This is a genomic window from Cloacibacterium caeni (assembly GCF_907163125.1).
In the GTDB taxonomy this organism is placed as follows: Bacteria; Bacteroidota; Bacteroidia; order Flavobacteriales; family Weeksellaceae; genus Cloacibacterium; species Cloacibacterium caeni_B.
The window spans coordinates 1,828,806-1,843,257 of sequence record NZ_OU015319.1 but is presented as its reverse complement, the minus strand read 5'-3'; the positions used below and the strand labels follow the sequence as shown (position 1 = coordinate 1,843,257).

Annotated in this window: 13 protein-coding genes and 1 pseudogene; all 14 read right to left on the bottom strand. The window is 33.0% G+C overall.

The features are described from left to right. Positions 1–82: 82 nt before the first annotated feature. Complete coding sequence (locus KKQ79_RS08395; RefSeq protein WP_213189741.1) at positions 83–1,204, bottom strand: ABC transporter permease; 1,122 nt, start codon at positions 1,202–1,204, stop codon at positions 83–85. Between the two features lie 31 nt (positions 1,205–1,235). Beyond that, positions 1,236–2,342 carry an ABC transporter permease gene (locus KKQ79_RS08390; protein ID WP_213189740.1) on the bottom strand — a complete coding sequence of 369 codons (1,107 nt, stop codon included), beginning with the start codon at positions 2,340–2,342 and terminating at the stop codon, positions 1,236–1,238. Positions 2,343–2,471: 129 nt separating this feature from the next. Next, positions 2,472–3,233 carry an ABC transporter ATP-binding protein gene (locus KKQ79_RS08385; RefSeq protein ID WP_250131219.1) on the bottom strand — a complete coding sequence of 254 codons (762 nt, stop codon included), beginning with the start codon at positions 3,231–3,233 and terminating at the stop codon, positions 2,472–2,474. A gap of 37 nt (positions 3,234–3,270) precedes the next feature. Then, a pseudogene (locus KKQ79_RS08380) lies at positions 3,271–3,546 on the bottom strand (GIY-YIG nuclease family protein); the annotation flags it as partial. Positions 3,547–3,645: 99 nt separating this feature from the next. Continuing rightward, positions 3,646–4,563 carry an ABC transporter ATP-binding protein gene (locus KKQ79_RS08375; protein ID WP_213189739.1) on the bottom strand — a complete coding sequence of 306 codons (918 nt, stop codon included), beginning with the start codon at positions 4,561–4,563 and terminating at the stop codon, positions 3,646–3,648. A 145-nt stretch (positions 4,564–4,708) separates the two neighbouring features. Further along, a complete protein-coding gene (locus KKQ79_RS08370) occupies positions 4,709–5,680 on the bottom strand; it encodes an HlyD family secretion protein (protein WP_213189738.1) in 972 nt (323 codons plus the stop codon). Positions 5,681–5,746: 66 nt separating this feature from the next. After that, the gene (locus KKQ79_RS08365; protein ID WP_213189737.1) at positions 5,747–6,997 is read right to left on the bottom strand and encodes a TolC family protein; all 1,251 of its coding nucleotides are present in this window, start codon (positions 6,995–6,997) and stop codon (positions 5,747–5,749) included. Positions 6,998–7,002: 5 nt separating this feature from the next. Next, positions 7,003–7,371, bottom strand: coding sequence for a cupin domain-containing protein (locus KKQ79_RS08360; protein ID WP_250131218.1), 369 nt, complete (start codon positions 7,369–7,371; stop codon positions 7,003–7,005). Between the two features lie 6 nt (positions 7,372–7,377). Next, positions 7,378–7,974: a TetR/AcrR family transcriptional regulator gene (locus KKQ79_RS08355; RefSeq protein WP_213189736.1), complete on the bottom strand. Its 597-nt coding sequence runs from the start codon at positions 7,972–7,974 to the stop codon at positions 7,378–7,380. Between the two features lie 234 nt (positions 7,975–8,208). Continuing rightward, complete coding sequence (locus tag KKQ79_RS13920; protein WP_284070060.1) at positions 8,209–8,343, bottom strand: hypothetical protein; 135 nt, start codon at positions 8,341–8,343, stop codon at positions 8,209–8,211. Positions 8,344–8,390: 47 nt separating this feature from the next. Next, on the bottom strand, positions 8,391–9,488 hold the full coding sequence (locus KKQ79_RS08350) for an MBL fold metallo-hydrolase (RefSeq protein ID WP_250131217.1): 1,098 nt from the start codon (positions 9,486–9,488) through the stop codon (positions 8,391–8,393). A 127-nt stretch (positions 9,489–9,615) separates the two neighbouring features. Next, positions 9,616–10,995: an NADH-quinone oxidoreductase subunit N gene (locus KKQ79_RS08345; RefSeq protein ID WP_213189734.1), complete on the bottom strand. Its 1,380-nt coding sequence runs from the start codon at positions 10,993–10,995 to the stop codon at positions 9,616–9,618. Between the two features lie 73 nt (positions 10,996–11,068). After that, on the bottom strand, positions 11,069–12,553 hold the full coding sequence (locus KKQ79_RS08340) for a complex I subunit 4 family protein (RefSeq protein WP_213189733.1): 1,485 nt from the start codon (positions 12,551–12,553) through the stop codon (positions 11,069–11,071). 3 nt (positions 12,554–12,556) lie between these two features. After that, positions 12,557–14,449 carry an NADH-quinone oxidoreductase subunit L gene (gene nuoL, locus KKQ79_RS08335; protein WP_213189732.1) on the bottom strand — a complete coding sequence of 631 codons (1,893 nt, stop codon included), beginning with the start codon at positions 14,447–14,449 and terminating at the stop codon, positions 12,557–12,559. Positions 14,450–14,452 lie beyond the last annotated feature (3 nt).

Sequence of the window (14,452 nt, the reverse complement as noted above, 5' to 3'; positions counted from 1 at the left end):
AAACTGAATTTTATTTTAAAAAGATGAATTCTTTACCCTCAAAAAATGAAAAAGAGTAAGAAAATCTAGATTTTTTCCCAAATTATGACGTCTTTCTGTAATTCCAAACTGCCCAAGAGTTAAAGAAAACGGCCATTCCTAAAATGGAGATAAACTGTGGAATTAAATCTTTGAATCCAGAATTTTTGAGCATAATTAATCGAATCACTTCTATTAAATACGTAAGCGGATTAAGAAGCGTCAGTTTTTGAGACCATTCTGGCATGCTTTCAATGGGCGTGTATAAACCGCTCATCATTATAAAAATCATCATGAAGAAAAATATGGTAAACATCGCCTGTTGCTGCGTTTCACTATAGGTGGAAATCAATAAGCCGAATCCTAAAATGGCTAAAAGATAAACTCCCACAAAGAAATAAAGTAGTGGTAAACTCCCATAAATTTCTATTCCATAGACAAATCTGGAAACCAAAAGTCCCATGGTAAAAGCTACATTTGCCAAAATCCAAAAGGGAATAAGTTTCCCTAGGATGAAAGTAGATTTTTTGATGGGCGAAACATTAATTTGTTCAATTGTGCCAATTTCTTTCTCAGAGACAATGTTTAGCGCAGAAAGCATTCCGCCAACTAGCGTCACAAGAAATGCCAAAATACCTGGAACCAGAGCCAATCTGTAGTTGTAAAATCTATTGAACCAAAGGGTAGCATTAACTTCTAGACCTGCATTTTTTTGAAATTCTACCAATTGTGGGGAGAGTTTCGTTTGGATATTTTGGTTATAATCTTGTAAAATTTGTGCTAGATAACTTCCTCCCAAACCCGCTTTAGTGCCGTTTATTGCATTAATAGCAACCAATACTTTTTGTTGATTTTCCCTCACTAAATTTTGTTCAAATTTTGGTGGAATTTCTAGAATAATATCTGATTTTTCGCTTTCTATGGTTTCAAAAGCTTTTTGGTAGTCTTCGCCGTAATATTGTAATTTGAAATAGTTACTTGCGGTAATTTTTTGAATTAATTCCCTTGAAAAACTAGAGTGGTTATGGTCTACTACAGATAGATTGATGTTTTTTATCTCATAACTTGCAGCTAAAGGCAAGATAATGAGCTGCATCATCGGCGCAACAAAAATAATGGCCAATATAGATTTGTTCCGAAAAATTTGTCGGAATTCTTTACGAAGTAAGAAGAGTAGCTGTTTCATAATTTTTCAATTTTGCGATGCATGTGAATCATCATTCTAACCTTATTTTAAATTTTTTCACAGCAATCGTGAAAAGAACCATCATCATTCCTGTTAAAATTAAAAGGGATTTCCAGATTACGGCGAGTCCTGTTCCTTTGATCATAATATTTTTAATCATGATATAATACCATTTTGCAGGTATAATATTAGACATCACTTGTAGTGGAATGGGCATATTTTCGATAGGAAACATAAATCCGCTCAACATGAGTGTGGGAAGCATAGTTCCCATCATCGAAAAAAGCATAGCTTGTTGTTGAGTTTTTGAAAAAATAGAAATTAAAATCCCGATAAGTAAATTGGTGATGATGAAAATAGTACTCACAAAGAATAGCAAAATAATGCTTCCTTTTATGGGTAAATCCAGTAAAAAATAACTTAAAAGTAGAATTACTCCAAGAATTCCCATCGCCAAAATAAAGTAAGGAATTGCCTTAGAAATAATAATAAATTGGGGTTTCATAGGCGAAACCAATAGGATTTCCATCGTTCCAGTTTCTTTTTCTTTTACGATGGCAATTGCAGTCATCATTACGCAAACAATCAATAAAACGAGTGCAACAACTCCCGGAACGAAATTAGGCGCTCCTTTAAGTTGAGGATTATAGAGCATTCTAATTTCTGGAGAAACAGAAAACGTTTGCAACGTTTCTTTTTGTTGATTTTGATAAAAGTCTAGGACAATATTTTGGAAATAATTGGCGATTTGGTTTCCTAGGTTTACATCTGTTCCGTCAACTAAAATCTGCAATTTTGCTTTTTTCCCTTGCGTTAAATTTTCTGAGAAATCAGAAGGAATGACGAGGAGTAGCTTTGTTTTTCCGTCTTTAAAAGCGTTTTCAAAGTCTTTGTTAGAAGTCAGATTTTTTTCAATGTCAAAATATTGATTTTCATGAATTTTAGAAACCAATTGTGCTGAGATGATGCTTTTATCTTGGTCAAAAACAGCTGCTTTGGTGTTTTTAATCTCCGTAGAAAGTGCAAAACCGAACAGCAATACTTGTATAATTGGCATTGCGAGAAGTATGAGCAAAGTTCTTCGATCACGCAGAAGGTGATAAAATTCTTTTCGTATAAAAGGGAATAACTGTTTCATTTTTTATTTTGTCATTCTGAATGAAGCGAAGCGTAATGAAGAATCTCTTATTTAAACAGATTCTTCACTTCATTACATTACGTTCAGAATGACAAGTGTTTATTTTATTTATTAATTTTTAATTCTTCATTAATCAGCACTTCTTTTTGCGCCTCTGGCTAATTGATAAAATACTTCGTCCATTGTTCTGGCTTGAAAACTTTTTTTCAAATTTTCAGGAGAGTCAATTGCTGCAATTTTTCCGTCAACCATGATGGAAACTCGGTTGCAATATTCGGCTTCGTCCATATAATGCGTAGTGACAAAAATGGTAATTCCTTGTTCTGAAGCATCATAAATTAAGTCCCAAAATTGTCTTCTGGTAATAGGGTCTACACCACCAGTTGGTTCGTCTAGAAAAACAATTTCTGGCTGATGAAAAATAGCGACTGAAAAAGCCAGTTTCTGTTTCCAACCCAGCGGAAGTTCGGATACCATTTTGTTTTTTTCTTGTTCTAAACCTAATTTCTCAATGAGTTCTTTGCTTTTTTGTTTGATTTCCTTCATGCTTAATCCATAGATTCCGCCAAAGAATTCTAAATTTTCTAAAATGGATAAATTTTCATACAAAGAAAACTTTTGACTCATGTATCCAATATTTTTTTTGATTTCTTCAGTGTTTTTGTAGACATCAAATCCAGCAACCATCGCTTTACCAGAAGTGGGTGTGGAAAGTCCACAAAACATCCGCATTGCAGTGGTTTTTCCCGCTCCATTTGCACCTAGAAATCCGAAAATCTCTCCTTTTTTTACTTCAAAGGAAATATGGTCTACCGCAGTGAAATCTCCAAATGTTTTGGTGATTTGTTCGGCTTGTATGGCGATTTCTTTATTCATGATTTGAGAGTTCATTTTGTCATTCTGAATGGAGCGTAGCGTAATGAAGAATCTATTCTATTTCTTTATTTAAAAATTTCCAATCAGGATTAAAGTCTTTTATCAAATTTTCTTTTTTTAATCTTGTCCAACCTTTGAGTTGTTTTTCTCTTGCTATTGCAATTTCAACATCTTGAAAATGTTCATAATAAACTAAAAAGAAACATTTGTATTTTGAAGTAAAATGTTTAATCATAGCATCGGGATTTTGATGCCAATACAATCTTGCTTTCAAATCATTTGTAAAACCGATGTATAAAACGGTTTTATTAAGATTTGTAAGTATATAAACATAATAATTATGTGTTCATAAAGTTTTCATTTATTTCATTTAACAGATTCTTCACTTCATTCGTTCCTCATTTCGTTCAGAATGACATACAGCAATTTATTGTGATAATAGTAATATAAAACTATCTTCTATGGTAGCTTCTATTTTGTTGATTTCAATTTTGTTAAATCTTTTTTCTTGTAAAAATTTCTCAAGAGTTTCCTTTTTAAAATCTTTTTCTTTTTTAATCACCACATGTACAAATTCGCCAAAGGCATATGTATTTTTAGTGGTTTCGTATTCTTTGAGGATTTTGATGAGAGCAGGAATATTTTCGGTTTTTACTTCGTATAAATCTTCAGGGAAGCTATTGCAAATGTTTTGAGGAGTGTCAATTTTTAAAATTTTCCCGTTTTGCATGAGAGCAACTCTGTCACAGAGTGTGGCTTCATCCATGTAAGGAGTTGCTACCACGATGGTGATGCCTTGTTGTTTTAAGCGTTTCAGCATCTCCCAAAATTCTTTTCTCGAAACTGGGTCAACTCCTGTTGTAGGTTCATCTAGAAATAAAACTTTTGGCTTGTGAATCAGAGCACAAGAAAGCGCTAATTTCTGTTTCATTCCGCCAGAAAGTTTCCCTGCTTTTCGGTCTTTAAATGGTTCAATCTGCTGATAAATATCTTTGATTAAATCGTAATTTTCTTGAATACTTGTATTGAACACACTAGCGAAAAATTCTAGATTTTCTTCTACAGTTAAATCTTGATACAGAGAAAATTTTCCTGGCATATAACCAAGAATCTGTCGGATTTTTTTGTAGTCTTTAACCACATCAAGTCCTTCAATTTCTGCAGAACCAGAATCTGGATGTAGAAGAGTAGTTAACATTCGGAAAATAGAGGTTTTGCCACTTCCATCAGGACCAATCAACCCGAAAATTTCTCCATTTTCTACCGAAAAGGAAATGTTATCTACTGCCAGAATTTTCTGATTTTTTTCGCCGTAAGACTTTGATATGTTTTCTACTTTAATCATTGTTTTTAACGCAAAGTGCGCAAAGATTTTTTTTACAACTTTGAAAATATTTTTTAAGTTCGCAAAGAATCATCAAAGATGATTTGCAAAGTCTACAAATTTTTTTAATTCACTATTCACAGTGAAGCAAATTCACTATTCATAATTAAAGTTTCACTTCTCCGTACATTCCAATTTTTAGGAAACCATCATTTTTAACATGTATTTTGGTAGCGTATACTAGATTGGCTCTTTCATCTTTGGTTTGAATGGTTTTGGGAGTGAATTCAGATTTTTGTGAAATCCAGTAGATTTTTCCGTTCATTTCTTTGGTTTCGCCATTTCCTGCGTCAACTAAAATTTTTACATTTTGTCCGACTTTTACTTTTGCCAATTGGTCTCCTGTAATGTAAGCTCTGAGAGTCATTTCATCTAAATTTGCCATTTTATAAATTGGTTTTCCGATGGTGGCAAACTCACCTTTATTCATGTATTTTGTAAGTACAATTCCTTTAATGGGCGAAGAAATAACATTATGTTTTAGTTGTTCATCTATTTGCAAAACTTTCTTCTCGGTAGGATTTTTTTCACTTAAAATAGCTCTATTCTGAATTTTTACTTGTTCTAGTGTAGAAGAAATCTGTTGTTTCAAAATTTCTGATTGTGATTTTGCCGTTGCAATTTGTTTTTGAATCACCACAATATTTCCGTTTAAATCATCTAATTGTTTGCGCGTTGCAGCATCTGATTTTACGAGATTTGCGGTTCTGTTTCTTTCTCTCACTGCATTGTTTAATTGTTCATTCAGCACAGCAGTTTGAGCATTTTGTGTAGCCAACTGAGATTGCAGAACTGCAATTTGAGGTGCTGCATCATTGGTTTTTTGTTCGATGGCATTGATAGAAGCCAAAACCTGTTCTTTTTGTAATTCTACGCCTTTTCCGTCAATAAGACCTATGTTTTGATTGGCTTTTAATGCATCTCCTTCATTGATATTGATTTCAAGAATTTTTCCTGTAGCTTCCGCTGTAACGATGATTTCATCTGCTTCGAAAGTTCCAGAAGCATCATAATCTTGGTCTGCTCTTTTGCAAGAGAAAATGGTCAAAACTAGGAGAGGAAGAATATATTTTTTCATTTTTTATTTTTTGTAAAGTTGTAGAATCGTGAAGTTGTTAAGAAGTTTTATTTTCCCTTTCCATTTTCAATTATTTAGTTGAGCTTTCAAATTATATTGGGTCAATAAATATTGAATTTCGTGGGTAATTTTTGTGAGGATTGCTTGTTCTTCGGCGGTTACTTCTCGCAGATAATCATTGGTATTGATTACGCCGTTTTCTAATTGGGCAAGACTAGCTGTTTTGATATTTTTTCTAAGTTCAATCAGTTCATTGTCTTTGTCGATTAAATTTTGAATCTTTTCAAGGTCATTTCTTTGTTGAATTTCAATAAAATTTTGGTTAAACAAGAAGTTTTCTCTTTGGATTTCGATTTCTTGTGACTGATTTTCTAACAAAGCCAAATCGTTTTTCTGAGTGTAAAATCCAGAAATTGGGATGTTAAGTCTAATTCCACCAATATAGAAGAGGTCAAACTCATTTTTCAGCATATTGAATCCCGGTTTTCCGTATCCACCTTGGAAAAATGCTCCTAATTTTGGAGTGTTTTTAGTGTTGATGATTTTTCTTTGCGTTTCTAGTAGTTGTTTCTGTACATCAAAAAGTTTTAGTTCTGAACGGTTATTATTCTTACTTAATAGAATTTTTTCAGGAGTTTCTAATTGAGTATTTTCGTCGATATTTTTCTTGATGAAGTAAGAAAGCATTTGCACGAAATTTTGCTTTATGGCTTGAAGTTCAATTTCTTTTTGTTCAATTTTCACCAATTCTGCTTTTAAAACATCTAAATTACTTCTGAAAATAGCGCCATTTTTCAATTGAGCTTCTGCTTTTTTGATGCCTTCTTTGATGTCAAGTTTTGTGAATTGCAGTTGAGTCCATTGTTTATTGGTTTGAAGAATCCCAAAATAGAGTTGATTAATTCTCTCTTTCAGTTTGTCTAATTCCACTTCAGTTTGTATGGTTTGAACTTCGGACTGTATTTTTGCTAAATTTTTCTGATTTCTAATATTTCCACCATCGTAAATGGTTTGTGAAACGTCTGCAAAAACTTTGTATTGGTCTTTGCTGAGAGGTTCTACATTCACGTTTGGCAATTTCACGGGAAATTGAGTCACATCATTTTGGTAAGTAGCTTGCGCCGTAATGTTTACTTGAGGAAGCCAGCCTTTTAGGGCGTTTTCTGTAGTGTATTGCTCTGTTTTTTTAATCAATTCTTGCTTTTTGATTAAAGGATAATTTTCTCGCGCCAATTGATAACATTGCTCTAAAGTCAATGTTTCTTGAGCAGAAAATAATCCTGCAAAAAGCAAAAAAAATACAATTTTTATTTTCATTGGAATTATTTTATTAAAAGAAAATTACTGTCTTCAAGAGCATATACTTTATGTTTTATATTTTCAGGAATGTTATAATAAGTTCCCGATTTTAGTTCCACTTTTTTTCCGTTTTCATCACTATAAACGGCGTATCCTTTTACACAAACTAAGAGTGCAGGAACTTTGGTAGTATGTTCTGCCAATTGCTGATTTTTTAGAATTTGTAGTGAGATTACTTTTCCTTCTTTAGTAAGAAAAGCGACTTGTGTAGAAACAGGTTTTTGACTGTTATTAAGTTCTGAAAGAGATTTTGCGGATTCCATAGTCGTATTTTTTTGTGGAGTACAAGAAATAGTAGCCAAGGCTAAAATGATGAATAAAATATTTTTCATGATGTTTTATTGATTAAGTAAAGTTTTAATCCAAATAGGAACAAGCCTTTTTCTTTCTTCAACAAATTGTTGAAATTCAGTTTCATTCATTAAATCAAAAGTGTTAAAAACAGGTTTGGTAATGAAAGGGAAAATAGTCATACTCAAGAGATTGATTAAGAAATGAGAAGGATTCAGTTCGGGTTTTCTCTCTTTAATTTGTTTTAAAATCACAGAGTTTTTAAAAATTTTATTGACAGGAATAATGCTTTTTACTTCTGAGTTTTTTTTCTGCATTTCACTCAAAACAAAAAGTGGGAGATTAGGGTTTTTAGAAAGAATTTCAAAATATTTATTACTTACCAAATCTATTTTTTCTTCTAAATTGGTTTTTTCATTGGTGAGAATTGGAACAATTTGGCCAAAAAGCAATACCATTTTCACCTTCATTACTTGCTCAAAAAGTTTTTCCTTGCTTCTGAAATAATAGTTAAGTAATGCTAAATTTATACCTGCTTCTTCTGCAATATCACGGGTTCTGGTTCCTGCAAAGCCTTTTTCTGTAAAGACTTTAGAAGCGGAAAGCAAGATTTTTTCTTCTGTGGTTAGTTCTTTTTCAATCATTTAAATGAATTTGATGAAACAAAGTTAAATTAAATTTTTGATTTAAACAAATTATTTAATCATTTGATTAAATAATTTTTTTGTTAGCGCGAGCATTTCGACAAGCTCAATGTAAACTTCACGAGCGTCGATTGTTTTCAAAGTAGAGAACGCTCACAAAAATTCCCCTGTAATTGCGAGGAACGAAGCAATCTAAGGTGGCGAAATTTTCGTAGAAAATTTTGACGGGGTAGTTTAGAAAAGTGAAAAGAAAAACTGTCCGTGAATTTTAGCCACGATGGAAATGGAAATCCCGCAACAAGCGTTGGCAATTGCTTTGGCGTGAGGAATTGTAATGAACAGCGTGTCTGCAAGTGAAAGAATTTCCACATTTCTGCTCCTAAAAAAACGCAACTCATTGCTGAATTGCGTTGCTTTTATTTATATTCTTCCCACCACTTAGGATAAATTTTTTCATCATCTTGCCAAAAAATTTTCTCACCAATTTTTGGAGTGATTACTCGTAAATTTTCTTTATTGAGTTCGTGGAGTTTTTCCATAGGTTCATACCAAGAATGAAGTGCTAGTTTGAATTTAGAATTATGAACTGCAATCATTCTGTCGGCATTTAAATCTTTCATCGCCTGTAATTGTTCACCAGGAAGCATGTGAATGTATTTCCAAGCAGCGTTATATTGTCCGGTTTCTAGAATGGCTAAATCTAATTTTCCATACTTTTCTCCAATTTTTTTGAAGTGATTGTCGTAACCAGAATCTCCGCCGATATAAATTTTAGAATTTGGTGTTTCTAAAACAAAACTTGCCCAAATTGCTTGGTCTCTTTTGAATCCTCTACCAGAAAAATGTCTGGCTGGTTCTGCATTAATTTTAAAACCGTTTCCTAAGTTAGAACTTTCGAACCAATCTAATTCTATAATTTTGGATGGTTCATAATCCCAAGATTCTAAATGCGCGCCAGTTCCTAAACCGGTAATGACTTGTTTTACTTTTGAACGAATTTTAGTAACCGTTTCGTAGTCCAAATGATCCCAATGATCGTGGGTAATCACCAAATAGTCTAATTCAGGAATATCATTTGCGGTGTAAATATCCGTTCCGTCAAAAGCTTTATTGGTGATTTTTAAAGGAGAAACGCTACCGCTGAAAACAGGATCAACTAATATTTTTTTGCCCTCGATTTGTAGAAAATAAGAGGAATGTCCCATCCAAACGTAGATGTTTTCGTTTGGTTTTAAATTTTTTAAATCCGTTTTGGTGAAATGTAATTTCTTTTTTGGACTTGCATTTTCAACTTTAGAAAAGAAAAAATTGAAAAGAACTTGTGTCATAGAAGTTCCTTCTGCCAATTGTGGAGTAGGATTGAGGTTTTGGAATTTAGCGTTTTTGTAATGAGGTGATTTTAGAATTCTTTCTAATCTTTTTCCAGAAGGTAACTCTCCAAATTGTTTGCCTTGCATAAAAAGATAAGTTCCTATTGCAATAGCTGCAATGAGTATAGTAAATGTTATTATCATTTTTTTTAAGAATTTCATATAAATATTGATAAGCTAGAGTTTTTTATTTACTTTAATATTAATAAAATAAAAACAAAAACACAACTCATTTCTGAATTGTGTTTATTTTATGATTAAGACTTGCCAATTAAAGTCCGAATTGTACTTTGAAAAGGTCTGGATAAATACCTATTGCAAGAATTGCTACAATAATGAAAACTGCAATAATATTATACGTAATGCTTACTTTTTCTGAACTTTTAAATGTAGTTTCTGTATGGAAAAACATTGAAATAATCAGTTTTAAATAATAAGCGATACTTAGTGCAGAACCAATGACAGCAATCAAAACTAGGAAAGCAGCTCCATTCATCGCTTGAGCAAAAATGTTAAATTTCGCTACGAATCCAGCAGTTAATGGAATTCCTGCCATTGATAATAATGAAACCGCAGTTACAACTGCTAATAAAGGTTCAGATTTTGCCAAACCTTTGAAGGCTTCAAATGAAGTTTCTCTTTTTAGTTTTTCTACCCAAATTAAAGTCATAAATACTCCAACTGTAGCGAGTGAATATGCGAATAAGTAAAATGCTAAATTATATACAGATAAGCTGTTTGCTCCGAAGAAAATTAAACCTAAATAACCTGCATGAGAAACAGAAGAATAAGCCAACATTCTCTTAGCATTGGTTTGTGCTAATCCCATTGCATTGGCTAATAAAAGCGTGATGATGACTAAAACACCAAGAATGTTAATCCATTCTTTGATGCTTCCTGAAAAAGCAAGATTCATAACTTTGAAGAAGGCAAAGAATGCAGCAATTTTTACTACAGAAGCCATGAATGCTGTAATCAATGATGGAGCACCTTGGTAAACATCTGGACTCCACATGTGAAAAGGAGCTAGAGAAACCTTAAATGCCATTGCTACCAACATTAACATAATTCCCATTACAAACATTAAGTCTTTAGGATTTGCAACGCTGAAAGTATTGATTACATGAACATCAAAACTACCTGTGCTTCCATAAATTAATGCAATTCCGAAAAGAAGGAATCCTGTAGCAAATGCTCCCATTAAGAAATACTTAATTGAAGCTTCGTTTGAGCGTAAATCAGTCTTGTTGCTTCCAGCCATTACATATAGCGGAATAGATAAGATTTCGATTCCTAAGAATAGCGTTACTAAATTTGTAAAACTGAAAAGAATTACTGCTCCAATTAATGAAAATAACATTAAAGAATATAATTCTGATTGGTGACTACGGTGATTGTTAAATGCAAAACCTCCTAAGAAGAAAATTAACAATGTAACCACTAAAGAAATTTTGGTAAATAAAGCCGCATTTTCATTAAAATCAAACATAGATTTGTATTGATTAAAAAATGCTAACTCAGGAGAGAAGCTTACACAAAGTGCAACCAAAAGTCCCAAAATTCCGATATATCTTGCAAATTTTCCTTGATTATAAACACCAGAAAATAATGCTAATACTGCCGTAAGGAATAAAACTACTAAAACACTCATTATTTATAGATTTGAGATTTAAGATTTGAGATTTGAGATTCTCAAAAAACAAATTCTAAAATTTATTATTTTTTTAACCCTTAATAGAAGAGTAGATAAACTTCAACGAACTATTCACCATTTCTAAAACACCGCTTGGGAAAACTCCTAATACAATTACCACTACAGCCAAACTTGCCAATACTACAAATTCTACATTAGAAATGTCTTTTAAGGTACTTACCACTCTTTCATCACCGGTTCCAAACATGGCTTTTCCATACATTCTAAGCAAATAAACTGCGGCTAGAATAATAGTAAGACCTGCAAAAACGACTACCACTTTATCATAATCAAAAATAGATTTTAATAAAATAAATTCGCCGATGAATCCATTCGTTAATGGAACTCCCATAGAACCAAGTAATAAAATCATGAAAAGCGTAGCAAATTTAGGAGCCGCTTTAGCATAACCTCCCATTTGTCTGATGTCTCTTGTTTTGAATTGTTTGATTAAAATATCTGCACAGTAGAATAAACCTACCACATTAATACCGTGTGCAAAAGTTTGAACCAAAGCTCCTTGTGCTCCTTCGAAAGTGAAATTTCCTTGAGCAGTAAGAATAGCAGAAGCAAAAATACCTGCCACCATTAGTCCAACGTGTGAAAGCGATGAATAAGCGATAATTTTCTTAATATCATGGTGTACAATCGCAATAAGCGCTCCGTAAACCACTCCAAGAATAGAAAGAATCATCACTACTTGTCCAGAAGTTCCGAGTAAAGCAGTTGGCGCAATTGGTAATAAATATCTTAAAACACCATAAATCGCCATTTTAAGCATGATACCAGAAAGTAGCATCGTTCCTTGAGTAGGAGAGAAGGTGTAAGTGTCTGGTTGCCAATTGTGAAGTGGGAAAATCGGTAATTTTACAGCAAAAGCTAAGAAAATTAACCAGAAAACCACTACTTGTTGTACTTCGTTTAAGTTAGCGTTGTATAAATCTGTTAGTTCAAAAGATGCAGCATGGTTGTATACATAAATTAAACCAATGAACATAAATAATGAACCTACAAAAGTATATACGAAAAACTTGGTGGTAACTTTAATTCTCTTTTCTTCGTCTCCCCAAAGTCCTGCGATGAACCAAATTGGGATAAGCGTTACTTCCCAGAAAACGTAGAATAATAATCCGTCTAGAGCGGTGAAAACGCCTACTAAACCAAACTGCATTAATAGAATTAACGCATAGAAATTATTATTGTATTTCTTGTTTTCATTGAAAGAAGAAAGAATAATTAATGGAACTAATATGTTTGTTAATAATAACAAAAGCATACTCATTCCGTCTACACCGAAGTGTAATGTGCTTTTAATATAGGATGACCACGGTTTTATAATCTCAAATTGTAATGGAGAGTCTACCGTAGGTACATTATTAAATAGTGATAGCATGTAGAATGTTAAAAACATCTGCACGAAAGCAATTCCTACTGCTAAATATTTGCTATTAGAGTTTCTAAACGCAAAAACTAATCCTGAACCAATTAAAGGTAAAAGTAACAGTGCTTCTAACATTTGCTATTGTAATAAAAAGTTAACAATTAAAATTAAACCGATTGCCAAAGACATAATGAGAACATAATTTTCTACATTACCGTTTTGGAATTTTTTAAACGCTCTTCCAGAATCTACTGCTCCGAAACCTACAAAATTGAAGAATCTATCCATCAGTTTATCAAACATTCTGGTGCCTTTTCCAAGACCTTCTACAGGTTTCACTACCGTAGCATTGTAAAGTTCGTCTATTAATAATTTTTTAGCTGAAAGTCTTTCCCAGCCTTTATAATTTTCTTCTGGTTGAGCCATTTTGTTTTTAGTAACATAGATATTTCTTACGATGAAGAATACCGCTGCTACCATTACTAAGGTAATCGCCAAAAGAATCATTTCAATATTAAATGGAACTTCTGCATGTTTCGCTCCATATACGTAAAGTGGTTCTAACCAATGTGCTAAATTTTGATATTCTCCATGACCTATGAAATGAGGTAAATTAATAAAACCTCCAACCACTGATAATACAGCTAATACTACTAATGGTAAAGTCATAGAGATAGGACTTTCGTGTAAATGATGTTTTTGTTCTTCTGTTCCTCTGAAATTTCCGAAGAAAGTTAAGAATAACAATCTAAACATATAAATTCCAGTTAATGCAGCACTGAACAATGTTAAGCCCCAAATTATTGGAGATTTTGCCCAAAGTGCAACTAAAATTTCGTCTTTAGAAATCATACCAGACAATGGCGGAATTCCAGCAATGGCTAATGTTCCGATTAAGAAAGTCCAATACGTTACAGGAATTTTAGATTTTAAGCCTCCCATAAATCTCATATCTTGTTCTCCACTCATGGCGTGAATTACCGAACCAGCTCCTAAGAATAACAATGCTTTGAAGAAAGCGTGCGTCATTAAGTGGAACATAGCAGAAGTATAAGCTTCTACACCTAGTGCTATAAACATAAGACCTAACTGAGAAACAGTAGAATATGCTAACACTTTTTTGATATCATTTTGTCTTAAACCGATGAATGCTGCAATTAATGAAGTTGCAAGACCTATTACAAGAATAAAGTCTAAAGTACTCGGTGAAAGATGATATAAGAAGTTAGAACGTACAACTAAATAAATACCAGCCGTAACCATGGTTGCCGCGTGAATTAACGCTGAAACCGGAGTAGGACCAGCCATCGCATCTGGTAGCCATGTAAATAAAGGAATCTGTGCAGATTTACCCATAGCTCCAATGAATAAACTAAGCGTGATAAACATAATCACTACTCCGTCAAATTCAAATTTTGAAGCGTTTTGTGCTACAGAAAGATAATCTAGTGCATTGGTTTGTGAAGCGATTAGGAAAATACCAATCAATAAACCAAGGTCACCAATTCTGTTCATAATGAAAGCTTTTCTAGCAGCTTTCCCATATTCTGTATTTTCGTACCAGAAACCAATCAGTAAGTAAGAACAAAGACCTACACCTTCCCAACCGATGAAAAGAATAAGGTAATTGCTTCCCATTACCAAAAGAAGCATGGAGAAAATAAATAAATTCAGATAAGTGAAAAACTTGTAGAAACCTTTGTCATGGCTCATGTAACCAATAGAGTACAAGTGAATCAAAGAACCAATTCCTGTAACAATCATCATCATCATTAATGATAATTGGTCTATTTGGAACCCGAAATTCACTTGAATTCCACCAATGGTGAACCATTCAAATGCTTTTACAATAACTGGTGTTCCTTCTGCAGGAAAACCTATAAAAATACTTACAGAAATTAGAAAAGCCGCGAATACTACTAAAGTAGCTAATCCGCCAACCAAAGCTTTTGGTAAGCGCTTTCCGAATAATCCGTTGATTACAAATCCAATTAAAGGAAGTAAAACGATTGTGTATACTAAATTTTCCATCTG